This is a genomic window from Agrobacterium sp. Azo12 (assembly GCF_029193765.2).
Classification (GTDB): domain Bacteria; phylum Pseudomonadota; class Alphaproteobacteria; order Rhizobiales; family Rhizobiaceae; genus Agrobacterium.
In genome coordinates this window covers 527,806-547,861 of record NZ_JARFYO020000002.1, presented here as the reverse complement: position 1 = coordinate 547,861, position 20,056 = coordinate 527,806, and the positions used below count along the sequence as shown (strand labels likewise).

The 20,056-nt window shown below is 54.7% G+C and carries 21 protein-coding genes; 4 read left to right on the top strand and 17 right to left on the bottom strand.

The genetic code is table 11. The annotated features are described in order from the left end of the window. Positions 1-68: 68 nt before the first annotated feature. The 8 genes from PYL13_RS19030 to PYL13_RS18995 form a co-directional block, all read right to left on the bottom strand. Complete coding sequence (locus PYL13_RS19030; protein WP_275643239.1) at positions 69-785, bottom strand: hypothetical protein; 717 nt, start codon at positions 783-785, stop codon at positions 69-71. A 39-nt stretch (positions 786-824) separates the two neighbouring features. Beyond that, complete coding sequence (locus PYL13_RS19025) at positions 825-1,397, bottom strand: MarR family winged helix-turn-helix transcriptional regulator (protein ID WP_275643238.1); 573 nt, start codon at positions 1,395-1,397, stop codon at positions 825-827. 120 nt (positions 1,398-1,517) lie between these two features. Further along, complete coding sequence (locus PYL13_RS19020) at positions 1,518-1,910, bottom strand: hypothetical protein (RefSeq protein ID WP_275643237.1); 393 nt, start codon at positions 1,908-1,910, stop codon at positions 1,518-1,520. Between the two features lie 56 nt (positions 1,911-1,966). Continuing rightward, positions 1,967-2,659, bottom strand: a complete 693-nt coding sequence (locus PYL13_RS19015) for a hypothetical protein (RefSeq protein WP_275643236.1) — start codon at positions 2,657-2,659, stop codon at positions 1,967-1,969. A gap of 20 nt (positions 2,660-2,679) precedes the next feature. After that, entirely contained in the window at positions 2,680-3,477 is a 798-nt protein-coding gene (locus tag PYL13_RS19010) for an SDR family NAD(P)-dependent oxidoreductase (protein ID WP_275643235.1), read from the bottom strand. Positions 3,478-3,568: 91 nt separating this feature from the next. Beyond that, entirely contained in the window at positions 3,569-4,399 is an 831-nt protein-coding gene (locus tag PYL13_RS19005) for an alpha/beta fold hydrolase (protein WP_275643348.1), read from the bottom strand. A gap of 257 nt (positions 4,400-4,656) precedes the next feature. Continuing rightward, positions 4,657-5,214, bottom strand: coding sequence for a transporter (locus PYL13_RS19000; protein WP_275643234.1), 558 nt, complete (start codon positions 5,212-5,214; stop codon positions 4,657-4,659). 116 nt (positions 5,215-5,330) lie between these two features. Next, positions 5,331-8,045: an ATP-binding protein gene (locus PYL13_RS18995; RefSeq protein WP_275643233.1), complete on the bottom strand. Its 2,715-nt coding sequence runs from the start codon at positions 8,043-8,045 to the stop codon at positions 5,331-5,333. 358 nt (positions 8,046-8,403) lie between these two features. Between PYL13_RS18995 and greA the strand changes: the two genes are divergently transcribed. The 3 genes from greA to PYL13_RS18980 all read left to right on the top strand — a co-directional run bounded on the left by greA (position 8,404) and on the right by PYL13_RS18980 (position 10,348). Next, entirely contained in the window at positions 8,404-8,886 is a 483-nt protein-coding gene (gene greA, locus PYL13_RS18990) for a transcription elongation factor GreA (RefSeq protein WP_275643232.1), read from the top strand. 111 nt (positions 8,887-8,997) lie between these two features. Next, complete coding sequence (locus PYL13_RS18985) at positions 8,998-9,942, top strand: MYG1 family protein (RefSeq protein ID WP_275643231.1); 945 nt, start codon at positions 8,998-9,000, stop codon at positions 9,940-9,942. A gap of 58 nt (positions 9,943-10,000) precedes the next feature. Then, entirely contained in the window at positions 10,001-10,348 is a 348-nt protein-coding gene (locus tag PYL13_RS18980) for a RidA family protein (RefSeq protein WP_192489745.1), read from the top strand. A gap of 14 nt (positions 10,349-10,362) precedes the next feature. On the opposite strand, the gene PYL13_RS18975 is transcribed toward PYL13_RS18980, so the two are convergent. From PYL13_RS18975 to PYL13_RS18950, 6 genes are all read right to left on the bottom strand, one after another. After that, a complete protein-coding gene (locus PYL13_RS18975) occupies positions 10,363-11,169 on the bottom strand; it encodes an IclR family transcriptional regulator (protein WP_250984499.1) in 807 nt (268 codons plus the stop codon). 18 nt (positions 11,170-11,187) lie between these two features. Further along, entirely contained in the window at positions 11,188-11,577 is a 390-nt protein-coding gene (locus tag PYL13_RS18970; protein ID WP_192489743.1) for a RidA family protein, read from the bottom strand. 18 nt (positions 11,578-11,595) lie between these two features. Continuing rightward, positions 11,596-12,366: an amino acid ABC transporter ATP-binding protein gene (locus PYL13_RS18965; RefSeq protein ID WP_275643230.1), complete on the bottom strand. Its 771-nt coding sequence runs from the start codon at positions 12,364-12,366 to the stop codon at positions 11,596-11,598. An 11-nt stretch (positions 12,367-12,377) separates the two neighbouring features. Then, the gene (locus tag PYL13_RS18960) at positions 12,378-13,043 is read right to left on the bottom strand and encodes an amino acid ABC transporter permease (RefSeq protein ID WP_192489741.1); all 666 of its coding nucleotides are present in this window, start codon (positions 13,041-13,043) and stop codon (positions 12,378-12,380) included. 4 nt (positions 13,044-13,047) lie between these two features. Continuing rightward, positions 13,048-13,710, bottom strand: a complete 663-nt coding sequence (locus tag PYL13_RS18955; protein WP_192489740.1) for an amino acid ABC transporter permease — start codon at positions 13,708-13,710, stop codon at positions 13,048-13,050. Between the two features lie 75 nt (positions 13,711-13,785). After that, positions 13,786-14,628 (bottom strand): transporter substrate-binding domain-containing protein, encoded by an 843-nt coding sequence (locus tag PYL13_RS18950; protein WP_192489739.1) that lies wholly within the window; start codon positions 14,626-14,628, stop codon positions 13,786-13,788. Between the two features lie 185 nt (positions 14,629-14,813). On the opposite strand from PYL13_RS18950, the gene PYL13_RS18945 reads away from it, so the two are divergent. Beyond that, the gene (locus PYL13_RS18945; RefSeq protein ID WP_275643229.1) at positions 14,814-15,893 is read left to right on the top strand and encodes a D-TA family PLP-dependent enzyme; all 1,080 of its coding nucleotides are present in this window, start codon (positions 14,814-14,816) and stop codon (positions 15,891-15,893) included. Between the two features lie 67 nt (positions 15,894-15,960). Here the strand turns inward: PYL13_RS18945 and PYL13_RS18940 are convergent, their stop codons facing one another. From PYL13_RS18940 to PYL13_RS18930, 3 genes are read right to left on the bottom strand one after another with little or no spacing between them, the layout of a single operon-like run. After that, entirely contained in the window at positions 15,961-16,920 is a 960-nt protein-coding gene (locus PYL13_RS18940; protein ID WP_275643228.1) for a Csu type fimbrial protein, read from the bottom strand. After that, positions 16,917-19,361 carry a fimbria/pilus outer membrane usher protein gene (locus PYL13_RS18935; RefSeq protein WP_275643227.1) on the bottom strand — a complete coding sequence of 815 codons (2,445 nt, stop codon included), beginning with the start codon at positions 19,359-19,361 and terminating at the stop codon, positions 16,917-16,919. Before PYL13_RS18935 ends, PYL13_RS18940 begins: the two co-directional genes overlap by 4 nt. Beyond that, complete coding sequence (locus PYL13_RS18930) at positions 19,333-20,052, bottom strand: fimbrial biogenesis chaperone (RefSeq protein WP_259148788.1); 720 nt, start codon at positions 20,050-20,052, stop codon at positions 19,333-19,335. Before PYL13_RS18930 ends, PYL13_RS18935 begins: the two co-directional genes overlap by 29 nt. Between the last annotated feature and the right edge of the window lie 4 nt (positions 20,053-20,056).

The following is a 20,056-nucleotide window of genomic DNA, read 5'->3' as shown; positions in this document are numbered from 1 at the left end:
TTCCTTTCAATGCCTGGAGGGGAGGGATTGCCGGTTTGGTGATGGCAGTCACTGAACCGGCGCTTGTTTTATTCGGCAGGCATGACCTTGCCGGGCAGACTGAGATCGCCAGATGCAACCTTGAAGACGTTGCTGACGCATAAGAGTGGGGCGTGCAGATTGCCGTTCACCTTCAGGCCGGCTGTCACACCATCAAAAGACGCGCCGACAATGCCATTGATCAGGGATAGCGGGATTTCGACGTCGACCCGATCGCCCTTGAAATTTGTAGGATACTCCGGGCTGTCAATCAGCAATGGCACGCCGGGCCAGGTTGCAGGAACCTTTGGTTTCGTACCTTCGGGGATGTCGATCACTTTCAAGCCACCGCCACAGGCTTTGTCCTGCGCCAGAACCACCCAGTGCGGATGCCAGATATGACGGTTCTTGCCGCCATTGGCTGCGTCGTCGAAGTCGGGATGGAAGGTTACCGCGAGTGCGACAATTCCCTGCTTGCTCTCAAAGCCGATTTCGCCACTATCGAGGCTGGTTGGCCAGACATAGGCGTAGACGCTTGACCCTTCGAACTTGCCTGTCGTATCGGGTTTGTCCTTGCCTGCCTCTCCGCGCACGCGGGTTGAAAAGAGTGCAGTGTCGCCCTTGGCTGTGATCGTTGTTTCAATAATGTCGAAAGATGCCTGCACCGCCTCGGTTGGCTTTGCCGTGACCGAATGGGCGGATGCTGTTGCCAGCCATAGCGATGCCGTTCCGGCGATGAGTGCGCCGGCTGCGATTTTACCAAACATCGATAGTCTCCTTTTTTCCGTTGCCTGGAGGGTTTTCACCTATCCTTTGTTAAAAGCGGTCCAGGTGGCAGCCCGGACCGCCGGATCGGCGATCTCATGTTCGCGGCAATCGACACGGATTTCCCGTTGGCCGAATGCTGCGTCTACGAAATGACAGTGATGCGGGCGAGCCGCATCGGAATGTACGAATGGTGCGAAATATCGACAGCTGACACACATGCGCTGGATGGGGATCGCATCATTCTGTTGTAAATGGCTGATCATTTTAACAAGCGTGATCAGCAGGTCTTCCTGTTCATGAGATGCCAGGGCATCAACCGCATCCCTGGCTGCCCCTGAATCAGGTTTTGCTAAGTCAAGAACCGAACGCCCGGTCGTTGTGATGTCGACCTTTACCGAGCGCTTGTCGATGCCGTCACTGTTTTTCGCGACCAGGTCTTTACGTTCAAGTGCGGCGATGGAATCCGTCGCCGTCGGTTGTGATACACCGAGATTGGCGGCAATATCCTTCACAGACAGCCCATCCGTGCGCCCTTCCAGCAATTCAAGAATTGCGAGTTGGGTCGGGTTCAGTCCTGATATTTTCGCTCGGCTCCAGTCTTCGTTGCGCATGACAGAAGCGATACGGGCAAGGCCTTCCCGAATGCGATGATTGACTGATCCTGGGTTCTTCGTTGTTTCCATGAAGCGAATATATATAGGACTCCTATTTTATTCAAGAGCCATTTTTATTTACTTCGTTGGCGGCGCACCGATACCGGTGTCGGAGATCGGGCCATGTGGCTGTTCGGGATTATGGGAATGCGTGGCCCTCTCAATCATTGCCGGTGCTGTGAAGCCGCTCGCACCATAGAAGGCGAAATGAAGCCCCCAATAACCCGTGGCAAACACCACAAGTACCGCAGCAATACCGCCGGGTATGGCAGGCAAATGGATTTTCAACGATGGCAGAAAGCGGGTCACCCGGCATTGATCACAGGCCACGGCAACCAGAATGGCCATGATGAGACCGTGTCCAATCAAGTCAACGCGTCCGAATGGCCAGACGGCAGCAGTGAAGATGATGATGAGGGCAATGGCCGAAAGACGTCGGATCAGAGGGGTCCACAAAAGACCAAAACCCATAGTGAATTCCGCAACGCCAGCCATCGGAATAAAGACGTCGCGCGGCAGTCCGAACGTCAGGAACGGCTTTCCATGATGAGGGGATAAAACCAGTCGGGATAGGCGAATTTCTCAAGGCTGGACCACATCAGAGCGATCGCGAGCCCCCATCGCAATGCCTCGAACCGATGTGAGCGGAGGTTTTCGTTTTTTGATGGCTCCAAGATGAGATAGGCGGCAACGCCAGCGCCAAGCGCCAGATAATCGAAGAGATGGAATAGGTCGTAGTCGCGGATAGCCAAAAGCCATAAGGCCAGAATTCCGATACCCGCCAACGGCATTGTTTTTCGAAAAAAAATACAGGCGGCGATGGCCAGTTGCAGCCATGAAACCCACTCCGCCGGCGTCCGCAGGTCGGGTGTCAAATATACGCCGCCCACCGAAAATATAGCGACAAAAAATGCCCCGACCGTAACGCGTACATAGTCGTCGAGCCTTTTCCACAAAACATCAGTACTGCGGTCCAGCGCGTCATGAACCCTGTTGCCGAGCGGACTGATTTCAACAAGGCGCGTCAGCACAAAAAACACGACGACAAGTGCAATGCCGATCCAGAACCATGTATCCTTGAGAACAATGGACAATGATTGTGGTGGGGCACCCACGATATAGGGTGCGAACCATTTGACATGCGCCTGTGCAGATGTGCTGGCAAACAGCAGCGCGCCCGTGAAAATGGCACCTCTTCCCAATGTCCATACCATGGTCATGCCCCCCTTCAAACCTGATCTCAGGTTTTCTGTCCTACCCCGTAACGTGTGGCTGAATGTTTCCGTGATAAAAATGGCGCCAGGCCAAGTCGCGCCTCTTCCATTTTTTGCCAGAGGCTGGCGTCCTCCAGGGAGGGGATCGTGACCGTCTCACCACGGTCAAACCCTGCAAGTGCTGCCGTTACCATTTCGTCGGCATCCATCATCATGTCTGGTGGGATGACGTTGATATCGATACCTGCACGATCAAAGATTTCCGTGCGGGTGAAGCCGGGAAGGACAGCCTGGATCTGAACCCCGCGAGGTTCAAGTTCAACGGCGAGGGCTTGCGTCAGTGCAAGAACAAATGCCTTGCTGGCAACGTAGGTCGGGTTGAAGCGTTCCGGCATCAAAGCCACTACGGAAGCGATGTTGATGATACCACCCTTGCCACGATCTGCGAATGTCTTGGCAGCGGTCACCGTCAGCGTGTGCAAAATGTCAACATTGAGATAGACCATGCCAAAGAGATCCTCGGCATCAGATGAAAGGACCGAGCCTTTCGGCCCTATCCCTGCACAATTAACCAGCAACTCCAACGAGGTGTTATCAGATATGGCTGACAACACGCGCTTGATGTCATTGGATTTGGAAAGGTCTGCGGGAAGTGGCGTAATCGAGACACCATGTTTTTCTGAGAGTGTGTCGGCCAATTGATTAAGCCGGTCGATATCTCTGGCGACGACGACGAGATTAAAACCTCGCTCAGCGAGCTTTTCGGCATATACGGCGCCAATGCCCGATGACGCACCGGTAACAAGAGCAGTTTTCCTTGTCATGTTCTGTCCTTCCCTGAGACGATAAAACGTAAATGATCCGTTCGTTTTGGTGCCGGAAGCAACGCACATACATTGCTCCCGACCACGCAGATCAGCCCTTGATGAAGGCAAGCAGATCGGGATTGACGATTTCAGGATGGGTGGTGCACAGGCCGTGAGGCAGACCAGCATAGGTCTTGAGAGTACCGTTCTTGAGCAGCTTGACGGAAAGTGGCGCAGAATCCGCATAAGGCACGATCTGGTCATCATCGCCATGCATCACCAGTGTTGGGACGGTAATGGCTTTCAGATCTTCCGTGAAATCGGTTTCGGAAAAAGCCTTGATGCAATCGTAGTGCGCTTTTGCGCCGCCAGCCATGCCTTGCCGCCACCAATTTTCGATGACGCCTTGGCTGACTTTGGCGCCCGGCCGGTTATAACCGTAAAAGGGGCCGGCAGGGACATCGAGAAAGAATTGAGCACGGTTGGCAACCAATGCCGCCCGGAAACTGTCAAACACCTCAATCGGTAGTCCGGCCGGGTTCTTGTCCGACTTGACCATGATTGGTGGCACGGCGCCGATCAGCACCACCTTTGCCACTCTGCCAGGTTTTGCGCGGGCAACGTAATGGGCAACTTCACCGCCGCCGGTTGAATGGCCTATGTGGATGGCGTTCCTGAGATCAAGGGCATCCGTCAGCGCTGCAACGTCGGCGGCGTAGGTGTCCATCTCGTTTCCGGTCCAAGTCTGTGTTGAGCGACCATGGCCACGCCTGTCATGCGCAATGACGCGGTAGCCCTTGTCGAGGAAATACATCATCTGGGCATCCCAATCATCCGCGCTGAGCGGCCAGCCATGATGGAAGACAATTGGTTGCGCGTCTTTTGGACCCCAATCCTTGTAATAAATCTCGGTTCCGTCGCTTACTTTTACAAATGACATGGCATGGTTCTCCGATGGATGTGTGGAAAAGTGTGTTGTGGCGTGGGATTGGTTGGGCAGAGCCATGGCGGCTACGGCGATGCCGCTCGCCATAATGACCTCACGGCGGGTTGGCCTCGGCGCAACGTTTACGGCAGTGATTTCACTCATAACGCCCTCCCTGATGATTGATCGTTCACGGAAAACAGATTGAGCCGAAGACGGGGCTGTGGCGAGTAAAGCGTCGTAAAATGATGCAAACGCCCGACACGGTCATTTTATGTCGGTGTTCTATCTGTGTTAATATCAAGGGAGCGCCCGCATGCGGCCTTGAGGAGTGCCAGTGCCGTCGTCAAAGGTGACCCGTCGGAACCCTCAGTAATGAGCCTGTTATGCCTGTCGTCTTGAAGGCTACGTGTTACAAGATGGGCTGGGAATACGGCGACTGGTTTTCCACTGTCGAGGAACGACGCAAGGAAAGACCGTGGTTTGCTGTTTTCAAAATCCCAAAGGTGTCGCGACATTCCAAGACAGAAGATCGCATCGAAATCCTCAAGGTCGATCTGCTCGAGACTAAGTGTGTCCGCAAGTTCTTCGCGTGCCACTCTGTCATCCATAAATCGACGCACTGCTTGGTGTTGCGATGTCTTCTCCCTGACATCTGACAATTCTGGGTATTCACCTGTCAGCGTGGTGAGGACAATGTCAGCGCCAAAATCCTTGAAAAGATAATAGACCGGTGCAAAATCGCTCAATGTGATCTTGGAATTTGCTGCTTGGTCACTGTCGCTCGCTACAAGGATAACCAGAAAACGGGTCGGCTGAATGCCTTCCATTGCGATCTCCTCAACCTGGAAGAAGATGATGGCTCGACTGACCGGCGTTGACGAGTTGAGAGTTGTAAATTGGTGTAAAGGAAGGACGGGATACTGCTTGTCGGTAACGAGGCCAGTTAGGAGGCGTTTTGAGTAGTCGATAGCTGCTTTTCATAGAGACCACACGCAAACACGCTATCTTCCACCGATTTTAGCAGAGGAATGGCACCAGCCGACTGAGCAAACTCATATGCAAGTGCCAGGGTCGAGCGCGCTTCGCCCAGGTCTGATGTTTTGAGCTGGATTTCTGCCTTGGTCCGCAACATTTCAGGCTGCCACCATGCCACGCCGGCGGCGGCGCATTTTTCCATTGCGGTATCGAGTACATTTATGGCCTCGACCTGGCGACCAAGCCCGGACAATGCTCTTGCTTCTGTTGTGATGAACATTGTTTCAAACAGGTTGAAACCGGCATTGCGAAGCGATTGCAGACCGGATTGTATTTGTGACAGGGCAGTTCTGTCGTCTCCCTGCCGCCGCAAAAGTTCAGCTTCGAAACACACCGCATATGTTCGCCAGACATCAAGCATCGTGGCTTTGGTGTGCTCTTTGAGAAGAGCAATGTACTCAGCGGCCAGACGGTCTTGCCCGGACATCAGAGCAAGTGGGCATGCGGATTCTGCAAGGGCATTGGTCAGCGATGCGTAGTGGCCAACGGATTGGGCGTATTCCAGGGTTGATACAACATCTGCCATGGCCTCCTGTTGTCGTCCTAAAAACCATTTGCAGCGCGACAATATGATCTGAGCAGTTACCCGCTGATCGAACTGAAAACGGATAGCGTGCCCCGTCGATGGCAGACCCTGATAATCACGCAACATGGTCTCGAGGTATGTTTCACTTTCGGCATGGCGCCCGAGCCAGTGTAATGTCGCACCTCTGATCCGATTGCCGATGACTATATCGGCAGGATCGGGCGATGAAATTGCAAGTTCGGCAAACCGCGTTGCCAGATGAAGGCCAGTCTTGGGTTCCGCCCGATTGATGGCATCGACCCACAATCCCCATATTGCGCGCAGTTGATGGTCCACGTCGCCGAGTCTTTCTGCGATATCGGCAGACTCATTCCACGCTTTCACACCCCGGCCGGGTGAAGCTGCCGTGATGATCTGCGGCCACCCCATCGCAGTATAAAGTTTCATCCTGCTCGCCTCGTCAATACCGGGATTTGCGTTCAGGTAATCGATCGACGCCGTAACGGCCGAGATGCATTCGTCGTAAAGCGAAAGCTTGAAAAATAGCGGTAATGCCGCAACGGTCAGTCTTGCACCCAACAGCTTGTTGCCACCCGTCGACAGTGCCCAGTCGAGACATGCGCGCAGACCCAGAACAATATGGCCAAATTCCTCGACGGCCTCTTCGGTGGTTTGGCTGTAAATTCTGGCTGAAGATGTATCGAACAATTGCAGGAGATATGTGCCGAACTTTTCCATGGCAGGGCTAACGCCGTGGGTTTGAGCCAGTTTTTCCGCAGCATAGATGCGCGTGGTATCAAGCAAACGGTACAGCTGGGTGGAAGCCGAGGTTTCCGCCACCACGAGTGACTTTGCGACAAGGGCGGCCACGAGATCGTAAGTGTCATCACTCAGTACCGCAGCTGCGGCAGATATGGAAAAACGTCCTCTGAAGATGGAAAGCTCGTTCAGACCCCGTTGTTCGTCCACGGCTAACAGCTGGTAACTCCAATCGAGTGTTGCGCGCAGTGTTTGGTGCCGTGGCAAAGCAGTGCGTCGACCACGGCTCAAGACCCTGAAACAATCATGGAGCGATGCTGCAAGCGACAAAATACTCATCGATTCCAGCCTGCCGGCCGCCAACTCAATCGCCAAAGCTATTCCGTCAAGCCGTGCACAGATGTCGATGACAATAGGCACGTCCATTTCTGTCAGTTGATATCCACCGAGACAGGCATCTGCGCGCTGTACAAAAAGCTGGACCGCGGGAGAGGCGAGTGCTTCTTCGAGTTTGACTGTTGATACTGGGACATCAAGCGGCAGAAGACGATGAACCCTCTCACCGCTGGCACGAAGAGGCTCACGGCTCGTTGCCAAAAAACGTGTGTTTGGCGTTCGTTGTAGCACAGCCTCTACGAAGTCCGTCACATCGTCGATCAGATGCTCACATCCGTCCAGAAAGATTGTGACAGGCCTTGTTTCCAGCGTGGCACAGATGGTCGCCAACACATTGTCAGAACGGTATGTGATGCCAAGGCTGGAGGCGACGGCTGCAGGCACCAAATCGCCGGATACGATATCCGAAAGTTCGACTTTGATGATTTCAAGTTCGCCTGCCAACTGGCTGACGACGGCTTTGGCCACGGTTGATTTTCCAATTCCACCAGGCCCCGTAATTGTGAACAGGCGACTCTTGGGAAGCTGTTCAAGAATTCCCTCGATGATCTGGTTACGACCAAAGACCTTTTGACCACCCTCGTCAGGCGTGGGTGGTCGTATCGGTTCGCGCTGGGTATCCTTCCTACCCCGGAGCACCTCGCCAACAAATGTGTAACCTCTGCCGGGAATGTTGGCGATGAACTGTGGTTCTGATTTGGTGTCACCAAGGGCTTTCCGAAGTGCAGACAAATGCACCCGCAAATTGGCTTCATCAACATATGTGTCCGGCCATACGTGTTTGACGATTTCGTCGTTGGTCTTGAGTGCGCCGGGGGTTGAGATAAGAAAAAGCAAAATGTCTATCGCGCGGCTTCCCAACGCAACATTCGCTCCATCCCGCTTCAGGCTGCGCCTGGCAGGTACGATCGAAAAGGATGCAAAACGCAGTTCTTCTTCCACTGCGAAACCTCAGCAATTGGCCCTAATGCGAACGGATTGAGCTGCACTTTTTGGTGTTCAATATAAAAAATAGAAATGCGCGATAGATTTTGCGGCTGTGTCAACTGTCTGCGTGAACGCTGCCCGCGCAGACTATGGGAAAGGCTGCGGCTGGAGTTACGTCCCGTCATTTTCCGTGTAAAATGTCTCTCCGACAAAATCATGAATGGAATTTTGTATTTTGTCTATCCGGTGGCTTGGTTGTTGAGCGGCGCTTGCGCTTAAACCGTAAGGGGAATGACAGCTGTGGTTACGGAACCTAAAAGGCGTAGAATGGCTTACAGATAAAGATAAGCCTGATGTCAGACGGAGTTGGAAATTGAGTGTTGCCTTTGTCAAGGAAGAAAGTGCCGAAGCAGCTTCGGAAACCCTGCTTCCTGATCGCCCTATTTCACATCATCCCAATCTCGTAACAGAGGCGGGATTGAAGGCGCTTGAATTGCAGTTGCAACAGGCGCGTGAAGCCTATGCTGTCGCCAATGCCATCGAGGATGTCAACGAACGCCGACGTCAGGCGGGCAATCCCTTGCGGGATTTGCGTTACTACTCGGCCAGAGTTCATACGGCTCAGTTGATGCAGGTGCCGTCATCAACCGACAAGGTTGCCTTCGGCAACACCGTTACCTTCAGTCGGGATGACGGACGTGTGCAAACCTATCGGATTGTCGGCGAAGATGAGGCTGATCCGACAAAAGGCTCTATCTCCTTTGTCTCTCCTGTGGCCCGGCTTCTTATCGGCAAGACTGTCGGTGATGTGGTGCAGTCGGGAAATCAGGAAATCGAGATCATCGAAATTGCATAAACGTTCACGCGACGGCATGACAGATGATTGGCGGGTTGAGATCAAACTCAACACAGGCTATCTGGTGCACACCCGAAGCTGATCTTCCACAATACAAGGTACGTCTCCCGTATGATCCCGGACTTTCTCGTCACCCATTCCGGTGGCTTCCATGCCGATGAACTTCTGTCCAGCGTGATCCTGACTCGGCTGTTTCCGAAGGCACGTATTGTCCGCAGCAGGGCGCCTGAGTGGATCGCGTCGGGCGAAGATCGCATCATCTACGATGTCGGCGGTGCGTATGATGCCGACAAGAACATTTTCGATCATCACCAACGCGGCGCGCCATTGCGCGAGGATGGCCAGCCTTACAGCTCTTTTGGTCTGGTGTGGAAGCATTACGGTCGCGACTACTTGGTTGCTTCCGGTCTGCCGGTGGAACATGTTGAAAAGGTTCACGCATCATTTGACGAAAACTTCGTGCTGCCGATTGATCTGGTCGATAATGGCGCACTCAGCCCCTCAGGCGTTTTGGGCGGGCTAACACTCCCTGTATTGCTTGAGACACTCAAGCCTGTGTTTGACGACACTGATCCTGATGCAAGCGATCGCGCTTTCCACGCAGCACTTGGCGTAGCGCGCAGCTTTGTCGAAGCTAGAATTGCCCAAAGCGCCTCCAAAATGCGTGCGGAGGCGGTTGTTCTTCAGGCAATCAACAACGCAGGGGAAGGGCGCGTTCTGGAATTGCCAATGGGCATGCCATTCCGCCCAACGATCATTAAGGCCGGTGCCGATCATTTGCTGTTCGTGGTGCATCCACGCGACAAGGACTGGTGTCTGACGACCATTCGTCGCGCCGATGAAGGCTTCGAAGTGCGCGCTGATTTGCCTGCCGCATGGGCGGGCCTGACCAATGGCGATCTGGAAGCCGCAAGTGGTGTGGAAGGCGCAAGCTTCTGCCACAATGGCCGTTTTGTTGCCGCCGCCCGTACCCGTGAGGCCGCGTTGGCCATGGCCGAGATCGCGGTCAGGCAAGCCCTTGCAACGGAGCAGGCTTCACTGGCGACAGTCGAATAAACCGGCCTCATGCCGTCACCCTCTGCGAGTGACGTGTCACTGCGAAAAGGAGATTGTTATGATTGAGAGAATTGGACTGACTGATCGCTGGAGTGACGCAGTCGTTGTCGGAAACCTGATTTTCCTGTCCGGTCATATCGCTGAAAAGACCCGTGGCCAGTCGGTCAAAATCCAGACTGAAGAGGTGCTTCTCGATATGGAGGACACGCTTTCAAAGGCTGGCGTGACCAAGGACAATCTGGTCAGCGTCAATATCTATCTGGCTGACATGTCCGGTTTCGATGAAATGAATGAAGCCTGGGACGCCTGGGTGTCGAAGGGCCACGCACCAACCCGTGCAACGGTAGAGGCACGTCTTGCCCGCCCGGACCTGCTGGTGGAAATGACTGCGATTGCAGCGAAGTAACGTGTAGCGGAGGGTTATCCGGCGATAGTGGCCTGGTTTCTCACTTTATGGAAACCAAGCTTCTCGGATATCTCGTCTGCTGCCTTGATCAAGCTCTCGAGATAGGCGGTGCGATTACGCAAACCGTCTTCTCGTGGCGCAACGAGACAAAGGGTGGCGATGCACGCGCCATCCGCCTGATAGATCGGCACGGCAAAACAATGGGTGAAGTTCTCGACTTCACTGTTGAAGGTAAAAAAGCCGTCGCGGCTGGCCTGACGCACCTGTGCGATGAATTCAGCCGGTTCCATACGTCTGCCGTTTGGCAGAACGAAATCTTCCGCCGGGATAAGATCAAGGATTTGCTGGTCGCTTAAATGCGAAACAAGCAGACGGCCAGACGCCGTCCAGGCGATGGAAACCAGTTCACCAATATTGGATGAAATGCGAAACGGGCGAATGCCTTCGCGCATCATGGCAACGGTATATTTGCGGCCTTCAAGCAAGCACATCTGTGCGGTTTCTCGGGTCTCTTCCGCAAGCCGGATGAGCATGCGGTCGCATTCGCGCATCAGATCGAATTGTTCGGCATAGGCTGTGCCGAGGAAGTAGAGGCGGCGGCCGAGATAAACGCGGCCGTCTCCTCCTTCGTAGTCGAGCATGCCGTGGCGCAACAAAAGATTGATCAGTTCATAGACTGACGATCGGGGCGCCCCGATTTCCGAGGCGATCTCGTTTGGCCGCATGGGTTGTCGCTTCACGCGCAGAAACTCGAGGATCTCGAATGCGCGATCCAGTCCCCTTGTGCGTCGCGATACCGTATCGGCTGGCGCCTCGGTCATGCTGTTCTCCAAATCTTGTCAGCCGCGGTCGGCGCGGTAAGCAATGCAGTCGACTTCTACCTTGCAATCGACCATCATACTCGACTGAACACAAGCGCGGGCTGGTGGGTTGGCGCCGAAGTATTCTGCGTAAACGCCGTTGAAGCTCCAGAAGTCGCGCGGATCGTCCAACCAGACGCCAACACGGACCACGTCTTCCACGCCGTAACCGGCCTCATGCAGGATGGCAATCAGATTTTCGATTGCCTTGCGGGTCTCGGCGACAATTCCGCCGCGAACGATTTCGCCATTTTCCATAGGCACCTGACCGGAAACATGCAGCCATCCATTGGCTTCAACTGCTCTGGCGAAGGGAAGGGGCTGTCCGCCTGCACCGGTTTCACCCGCACCGTAACGCTTGATAGTCATTGCATTCTCTCTTTTCTTTTAGTTGAAACTGGATGTCTTGAGGAATTCGGCAAGCCGCTCGGTTTTCGGCTTGATGAAAATTTCCTTGGGATCACCTTCTTCACAGATGACGCCTTGGTTCATGAAGATCACACGGCTGGACACCTCATATGCGAAGCGCATTTCGTGGGTGACGAGCAACATGCTCATGCCGTCTGCGGCCAGGCCCTTGATAACCTGCAGCACTTCACCAACCAGTTCGGGGTCAAGGGCCGAGGTGACTTCGTCGAACAGCATCAGTTGCGGTGACATGGCAATGGCACGGGCAATGGCAACACGTTGCTGCTGGCCGCCCGAGAGCTGGCCGGGGAAATGGCCGCCACGCGAACCGAGGCCGACGCGCTCAAGCCACTTTTCCCCAATGGCGCGGGCTTCGTCACGGCTCATTTTCTTGACCTTGACCAGACCGAGCATGACGTTTTGCAACGCCGTCATGTGCGGAAAGAGGTTGAATTGCTGGAAGGCCATGCCGGTCATGGCGCGCTGTCGGGCAATTTCCTTTTCGCTTTTACGTTTGCGAGTGTTGCCGGAATATTCGTAACCGATCTCTTCACCGCCTAGGCGGATATGTCCGCCCTGGAACTCTTCCAGCATGTTGATGCAACGAAGCATTGTTGTCTTGCCGGAGCCGGAAGAGCCGATGATCGAGATAACCTCGCCTTCGTGCATGGTGGTATCGACGCCTTTTAAGACTTCGAGCGGGCCATATTGCTTGCGCAGCCCCTGAATTTCGAGAAGTACCTTGCTCATGACATGCGGCCTCAGGACGGGACAGCCGTCTTGCGTTCGACGTATTTGCCAAAACGCTCGATGCTGTAGTTGATGACGAAGTAGAGAAGCCCGGCGAAGAAATAGAACTGCAGGCTCATGAAATTGCGGGAGATGATCTCTTGCGTGCGCAGCAAAAGCTCGGCAACGCCAATCACTGAAAGCAGGGTCGATGCCTTGACCATCTCCGCTGCCGTATTGACCCAGGCCGGCAGGAACTGCCGCAATGCCTGTGGCCACAGCACATAGGCGAAGGTCTGGCTGAAGGTCAGGCCGATTGCCTTGGCAGCTTCGGTCTGTCCCTTGGGAATGGCCTGCAGGCCACCACGGACGATTTCGCCGACATGCGAGGAACAAAAGATGGCGAGGGCAAACACGCCCGCTTGAAAAGGTCCAAGCTCGATGCCGACAGCTGACAGCACGTAATAGCTGGCGAGAACCAGTACGAGAACCGGCGTGCCGCGGATGAAGTCAGTGTAGGCGCGGACAAAGAAGCGAAGCACACGATTACCGTAGACCAGCGACAGGCCAACGAACACACCGAGTACTGAGCCTGCGAGGATCGACAGAAGCGAGATCGATACCGTGACGCCGAGGCCTTTGAGGATGACGTAACGCGCCAGCCACACCTGATCAAAAAAAGCGGAAAAATCCATCATGACATCACCTCGGGACGGCCAGACGGCGCTCGACAAAACGCATCAGCGCGGCGAGCACAAAACAGGTGGTGACGTAGAGACCCGATGCGACGATCCAGGTTTCGACGATACGAAACGTCTCGACATTGATCTTGCGTGCTTCGAAGGTCAGTTCCGGCACGGCGATAGCCGCAGCAAGTGATGTGTCCTTGAACAGCGAAATGATCGTAGAGGACAGTGATGGCAACACATTGCGGAACATCAGCGGTGCGATGATCGAAGTGCGGATCTGCATCGGCGTCAGGCCGATGGCGAGACCTGCTTCCGTCAAACCGCGCGGGATCGACAACAGGCCGGCCCGAAACACTTCGGCCAGGTAGGCACCGGAATAGATCGCCAGAACGGCGACAAAACTTTCGATTTTGCCAAGCCGCACGCCAAGCTGCGGCAATGCGAAATAGGCAAACAACACCAGCACGAGGATCGGCAGGTTGCGAATGATTGTGACATAGGTCGCAGCCGGAGCCTTGATCCAGACATTCTTTGAGATCAGCGCGAAAGCGACAAGAAGACCGATCAGCGCACCGATCAGAATGGCAACAAAAGCAAGGCCAAGACTGAGTAACAGACCTTCAAGAAGCTGGTCGAAACTGCGCCAGACGGCGGCAAAATTGAGCGTGTAGCCCATGGCGTCATCCTGCCATAGTAGAGTGAGCGGGACGAAGGGTGGTGCCCTCCGTCCATATGAGACAAGCCGGTGAGCTTATTTGTATTCGACCGGGAAGCCGATCTGTGGCGGCGCCAGTTCCTTGCCGAACCATGTCTTGTAGGAGTTCGCATAGAAATCGAACTCGACGCCGGTCATCGCTTCATGCAGGGCGGTGTTGACGAAGTTCAGCCAATCCTGGTCGCCACGCTTGACGCCGCAAGCATAGGTCTGTGGGTTCCAACCGTAACCGGCATCCTTGTAGCGGCCCTGGTTCTGGGTCATGTACCAGGCAAGCGACGACTGGTCGGTTGCAGCAGCGTCGGAACGGCCGGATTCCAGAGCCTGATAGATCAGGTCAACGGATTCGTACTGGTCAACTTTCGCATCCGGCAGAGCGGCATGAACCATGGCTTCAGCGTACACATTCTGCAGAACCGAGATGGTCACGGACGAGCCAGCGGCCTTCAGAGCTTCATAATCAGCATATTTGCCGTCTGCCTTGAGCATTAGGCCGACGCCTTCACGGTAATAAGGAATGGTGAAGGCGATCTGCTGCGCGCGTTCGCCTGTTACCGTCATGAACTGGCAGGTCAGGTCAACCTTGTTGGTGGTGATGTTTGGAATACGGGCGTCAGACGACTGGTTGACGTATTCAATCTTGTCTGGATCGCCAAACAGCGCCTTGGCAACGATGCGGCCCATATCAACGTCAAAACCCTGCAGCTTGTCGTCGGCGCTCTTGAAGTGCCATGGCGCGTTGGTGCTGCCTGTGCCGAGGACGAGATGGCCACGCGCAAGAACTTCATCGAGTTTGCTGCCGTCGGCAAGAACCGGAGTGGTGGAAAGGAATGTGGCGGCGACCAGAGACATGATGCCGGTACGGAAAGAAATGGTCATGGCGTTCCCCTATGAACTGAACGTTTCCTTGTATTCCAATATATTGGACATGTGTCTGTTTTATTGGATTGACATATCAAGTATCATGGGGGATGTATTGTCAATAGGTATAGGTGATAATTGGTGCGGCGCCGTAAAGTGATGTATTTTGTGGCAGCCCCGTACTTGCCAAGACAGAGGAATTTATGCCCTTTTCGCCCAGCGACATTGACGTAGCCAACACGCCTGCAATCCTCGTTGACCTTGATATCGCAAAGGCGAATGTCGAGCGTTTTCAGAGCTATGCTGATAAAAATGGATTGCGGGTAAGACCGCATATCAAGACGCATAAATTGCCTGCATTGGCAGAGATGCAACTTGCTGCCGGAGCAACTGGCATCACCTGCCAGAAAGTCTCGGAAGCAGAGGCGATGGTTGCAGGCAGCGACGCAATCACCGATGTGCTGATCACCTACAACATCATCGGCAGCGAAAAGCTGGAGCACCTGAAGGCACTTGCCAGAAAGGTAAAACTATCGGTTGTTGCTGATAGCGCCGAGATTGTGGATGGACTGTCTGCGACGTTCGCTGGTGAGGCGCAGCCGATTGCCGTTCTGGTGGAATGCGACACCGGTGCCAACCGTTGTGGTGTTCCGTCGCCTGATGCGGCTCTGAAGCTTGCAGCCTATATTGATGCGGCACCGGGGCTCGTGTTTGGCGGTCTGATGACCTATCCGCCCGCTGGTGGGGAGGCATCGGTGGAGCGCTTTATGGGCGAAGCGAAGTCGCTTATCGAGGCGCAGGGCATCGCTGTTCCGGTGATCACATCGGGCGGCACGCCGTCGATGATGCATGCTGCCGAGGCGCCGGTCACGACAGAGTATCGTCCGGGAACCTATATCTATAATGACCGTTCGCTCGTATCACGCGGCGTGACGACGTGGGACAATTGCGCCCTGACGGTGCTTGCGACGGTTGTTTCTGTGCCAGCACCAAACCGTGCGATTATCGATGCTGGTTCCAAGACGCTGACATCTGACCTTCTCGGGCTGACAGGCTATGGTCATGTGCTCGGTCGTGATGACATCACAATTGATCAGTTGTCTGAGGAACATGGTCGTCTGGTCAGTACCGGTTCCATCGGCCTGAATGTCGGTGATCGCCTGCAAATCGTGCCGAACCACGTTTGCGTGGTAACGAACATGGTGGATGCTGTTTTCGTAACCGGCGCTGGTGTGTCCGGCGTTGAGAAATGGCCTGTTGCCGCGCGTGGCAAGATTGTCTGATGCTGGTTGAGTTGAAGCCTCTTGCCGCTGATGCGTGGCAGGATGCCTTTGATGCGGTGGCCATCGGCTAATAGCTGACCGTCACAACAACCGTGTCATTATATTGCCCCGGCGCGGGCGTGTTTTGTGCCGGAACGCGACCGTAGACGGTTACGCTCTGTGATGTCCCGGTTCCTGTGCCGGTGACCACCTGTCCAGCGGCACTGCCCCAGACATTGGAGCGGGCGGCATCCCTGTAGAGCCCGTAAATAACCGATGAGCTTCCCAAGACCATCTGCCGCGCAGCAGGCGGGCTATTGCTCAATCCGCCATTGAGGGCAATGCTGTAGGCAAGGTTCGCAGTACAGGTCAGTGTGATCGCTCCGTTTGCATCGACTGCACTATTGAGAACGCCATGGTTGCCGAAGTTGATCGACTGCGCCGACACACGACATGCCGGTTCCACAGCCGCCGTTACGTTAAAAGGGACCAGTGTCGGGTTCTGAGTAACGTCAGAGCAATTCGGTGCCAGCAACGTATAGGTGGTATAGGTGAAGCTGGTTTGCGCGCCAGCGAAACTCGAGAGATAGATGCCGCGCGCAGCAGATGCCTGACTGGCTAAAATTCTGCCGTAGACGGTGCGGCTGGTGCTGCCAAGCAGTGGCGGCAGAATGGGTAGCAACAGGTCGATAGGCGGTGGCGAACCCAGTGCCGTTTGAGTGGCGGAACCCCAAGGTGTTGTTCTTCCGGCATTTTGATACAGCTGATAATTGAGTATGTTGCTGCCTTGAAGCATGCGGCGAATGCCGCCGGATTGCCCACCACTACCAGCGTTGATATTGGGGCAGATACGCACCGACAGGCCCAGTGCCAGCGGGTTGGTGCAGGTCACATTTAATGTGGCCGTTGTATCCACGGCCGCACCGCTTGCCAGATTGACGAAACCGAAATTCATATCCGTCATACTGAAGCTGCATGTTTGCGCCAGCACCGGTGCGGCGCAAAGAAAAGCTGCGATGGCAAGGCCTGCACGGGTCAGCATCATCATTGAACGCTCCTGCATGTCGCTTCAAGGGTTGCACGGGTCTCCGTGGTCGATCCAATAACGATCTGCGCCTCGCAGTCGCCTTTGGTCGGTTGATGAATGAGAAGTCGGTGCTTGTTCGAGACGTTTTCGAGATAGGCCTGTCCGTCGTAGCCGACCACAAAACTACTGTCGTCATTGCCATCAATGGTGCCAGAAGACCCTGTTTCGATGACATCTCCGCTTTCTGATTTCAATGTCACCAGCGCGACGTGACCGCCGGTCTCTACTTTGAAATCAACGACGGCGCCTCCGCCTTCCGTCGGAATCACCGTCTGTTTGGTTCGGTCAATTCGCGCATCGATTGGCAGGTTGGCCGGGTCGAGCGTGATCATGTTGGCATCATAAGACCGCAAGTTCGGAAGCAAGATCTTGCCGCGGCGGTTGGTTTGGCCGATGGGGCGGTTTTCCAGCGAAATCTCGACACCCGGCGCGCCGGCATCAACGACAGCAAAAGCATCATCGATGCGGTTGCCAAAGAATACGTCACCACCGGCCAAGGCAACTGAGCCATCCAGTTGTACGTAACCTTGTGTGCTGCCGTTGAATTGATCGACACCGGCCGCGACGCGTGCAGCGCTGCCGCGATAACTGGCCGAGCCTGAAATGATATCATTGTTGCCGCGTGAGCCGCGCAACCGCCACCCATAACTGCCCTCGGTTTGTTGCTCGGATTTGACCGCATCTGCCGTAACGGAATAACCATCGGCGCTGGACGAGAATCCTGCAGAGGTAGAAATGCCACCGCCAAATGTCCAGGAGAGACCGGCAAAAATTCCGTAGGATTTCTTATCCGCCAAATCCTTGTAGGCGGTGACAAAGATGTTGCCGTTTTCGCCGATAGGCCGTGTGACAGTAAGGCCGAGCAGCCGGGACTTTCTTTCATCGAAAGTTTCCAGCTGCGTGTAGGAAAAATTGAGACTTGCTTCATCGAAGCTGAGTTGGGTGGAGAGGGAAATCTGATCAAGCGAACGCGCCGGGCGGGCGTTGACCAAGTTTAAGGCCGTTGCATTCTTTGATCTGGTTGCCGCAACGGATGCCATGTCATGAAAATCGCCGAACGCCCGCTGCGAGCGCGCAAAAACCTGCATTCCCAACAATTCTGCTTCGACGCTTGCCGATAGCTGATAGCCACTGTCTTCCCGGAAGTGGCTGGTGGCACCCGAAACTGTGCCCAATCCGAATGCGCCGAGTGTGAAAACACCACCAAGCCCGACATTATAAAATTCCTCGCCGCCTTCGGCATGGCCTTCTACGGTCAACTTGTTGGTCAAGCCGTACCGTACGGTCGCGGAGCCGAGAAAATTCTCGTCATAGTCAAATGAGGAGATGCCGTAATTGTTGCGGGCAAAACCGAGTTCGGCGGAAAAGTCGATGAGGCCGGGTGCCAGCAAATCTGCCGATGCAAAAAACGGCGTTTCCGACACGGTCTCCCGTCCCAGCGCATCGCGCACCACCAGCCGTGCATTGCCGGCACCGCTGACCACGGGAAGGTTTGTAATGGAAAATGGGCCTTCGGGCACCTCCTGTGAGATACGTCTGATATTGTCGACATAGACATCAACGGTAGAAGGCACCGCAGCAGAGCCGGAAAAATCAGGCATTGGCATCGTGACAATATCCGGACGCAGATCGAAGTTGCGACGTATCTGTATTCCACCCATCCGCATCGGGCGTGTCCATGTCAGCCCGCCTGTGATCAGGTCGCCTGCTCTATAAGTCGTCAAATTATCTTCATCGGAATAGCTCCAAGTGGTGTCGAGGCGTGTGCTGTCAAACTGCTCGACCTTTGAGGTGCTCAGGACCTGGGAGGATGACAAGACACCGAGTGGGCCAAAAACACGGCTTTCCAGCAAGGCCGAGACGCCGTTATATTCGACAATGTCCGACCAGCTTTTACCGCCGGATGATCCGTAGATCGTGTAATTCACCAAACCTCCCAGATCGCTCGTGGCCCGTTCTTTTTTTTCTTCGTCCTCTTGCGTATCGGTTTGGCCGGAGGCGTCGATGACCTTGCTGGCGCGGGCTTCCGTCGAAAGCAAAAAATAGATGGACTGGTTGCTTTCGTCGTAACGCCAGCTGACATCCGGCAGCTTGGCGATATCAACCCAACCATCGGCACCGACAGCAGTTTCAACCGGGATAATTCCGACATTTCTCAATTGAACCGGCTCAATCAGGAGCGAGCCGGTGCTGTTTTGACGAAAGGTGGCGATCAGTTCTGTTGAAACATCGTTGATATAGACTTCAAGTTGTAACTCTCTCACGTCCTCGGCGGAAACAGAGGGGGGTGAGGCATCAGGAGGTAAATCCTGATCCTGGGAAAAACTGCGCGATGAAATGATCGTCAAACCTGCAATCGTCAAAACGGCAAGGCTAACCGCCCTTAACGCGCGCCGTCGCATTGACAGGGCCGCTTTCGCTATCTGCAGAAATTTTCAGTGTGCCGCCGCCTCGCTTGCCGCCCGCTGCCGGCACCAGCCAGGTTGCACCGGATTTTCCGAGTACATAACCGACAAGTCCCTGTTGCTGGGCCACCGCTTGACCACTTCCATTGAGCAGCCTGATGTTGGCGATGCGCAGGCGCTTGGAGCCTTTATTGGAGACGGTAACCTGGTAGCCATTGCCCTTGGGTGTCACAGACCATGTTGGCTGCGCCTCGCTGGCATCGTCTTTCGAGAAAAAGACCGGGATGGAATGGCGGACAACGAGATTGATGGTGCCGGATCGAAGTTTACCCTGTGTTGGCAATTCATCGACCATGACGCGGTAGCTCTCTTCAGCCTTCACAGGCGCCTTGGAGAGCCGCACGATGCGGACGAGATTTTCCGCTCCGGGTTTGAGTTGTGTGATCGGTGGGCTTGCAACAACATCGTCTACCGCCGTTAAGACATCCGAGCCGTTTTGCTGGGTCCAGCGGAAAATCCGGACCTGAACATTGATGGCTGTTTTGGCATCATTGCGGATGCGCAGATTGGACGTCGCTGCTGGTGCTCTGAGATCCAAAATAACGGGTGAGACCCGTAACGAGGTTGCGTGAGAAGGTGAAACATACAAACCGGCAAGTAACGCAGCCGCTAAAGTAAAAAGACGCATATGC

Coding starts and splice junctions, on each gene's coding strand:
- PYL13_RS19030 (WP_275643239.1), bottom strand. CDS start 785: ATGTTTGGTAAAATCGCAGCCGGCGCACTCATCGCCGGAACGGCATCG.
- PYL13_RS19025 (WP_275643238.1), bottom strand. CDS start 1,397: ATGCGCAACGAAGACTGGAGCCGAGCGAAAATATCAGGACTGAACCCG.
- PYL13_RS19020 (WP_275643237.1), bottom strand. CDS start 1,910: ATGGGTTTTGGTCTTTTGTGGACCCCTCTGATCCGACGTCTTTCGGCC.
- PYL13_RS19015 (WP_275643236.1), bottom strand. CDS start 2,659: ATGACCATGGTATGGACATTGGGAAGAGGTGCCATTTTCACGGGCGCG.
- PYL13_RS19010 (WP_275643235.1), bottom strand. CDS start 3,477: ATGACAAGGAAAACTGCTCTTGTTACCGGTGCGTCATCGGGCATTGGC.
- PYL13_RS19005 (WP_275643348.1), bottom strand. CDS start 4,399: ATGTCATTTGTAAAAGTAAGCGACGGAACCGAGATTTATTACAAGGAT.
- PYL13_RS19000 (WP_275643234.1), bottom strand. CDS start 5,214: ATGGAAGGCATTCAGCCGACCCGTTTTCTGGTTATCCTTGTAGCGAGC.
- PYL13_RS18985 (WP_275643231.1), top strand. CDS start 8,998: ATGATCCCGGACTTTCTCGTCACCCATTCCGGTGGCTTCCATGCCGAT.
- PYL13_RS18980 (WP_192489745.1), top strand. CDS start 10,001: ATGATTGAGAGAATTGGACTGACTGATCGCTGGAGTGACGCAGTCGTT.
- PYL13_RS18975 (WP_250984499.1), bottom strand. CDS start 11,169: ATGACCGAGGCGCCAGCCGATACGGTATCGCGACGCACAAGGGGACTG.
- PYL13_RS18970 (WP_192489743.1), bottom strand. CDS start 11,577: ATGACTATCAAGCGTTACGGTGCGGGTGAAACCGGTGCAGGCGGACAG.
- PYL13_RS18965 (WP_275643230.1), bottom strand. CDS start 12,366: ATGAGCAAGGTACTTCTCGAAATTCAGGGGCTGCGCAAGCAATATGGC.
- PYL13_RS18960 (WP_192489741.1), bottom strand. CDS start 13,043: ATGATGGATTTTTCCGCTTTTTTTGATCAGGTGTGGCTGGCGCGTTAC.
- PYL13_RS18955 (WP_192489740.1), bottom strand. CDS start 13,710: ATGGGCTACACGCTCAATTTTGCCGCCGTCTGGCGCAGTTTCGACCAG.
- PYL13_RS18950 (WP_192489739.1), bottom strand. CDS start 14,628: ATGACCATTTCTTTCCGTACCGGCATCATGTCTCTGGTCGCCGCCACA.
- PYL13_RS18945 (WP_275643229.1), top strand. CDS start 14,814: ATGCCCTTTTCGCCCAGCGACATTGACGTAGCCAACACGCCTGCAATC.
- PYL13_RS18940 (WP_275643228.1), bottom strand. CDS start 16,920: ATGATGATGCTGACCCGTGCAGGCCTTGCCATCGCAGCTTTTCTTTGC.
- PYL13_RS18935 (WP_275643227.1), bottom strand. CDS start 19,361: ATGCGACGGCGCGCGTTAAGGGCGGTTAGCCTTGCCGTTTTGACGATT.
- PYL13_RS18930 (WP_259148788.1), bottom strand. CDS start 20,052: ATGCGTCTTTTTACTTTAGCGGCTGCGTTACTTGCCGGTTTGTATGTT.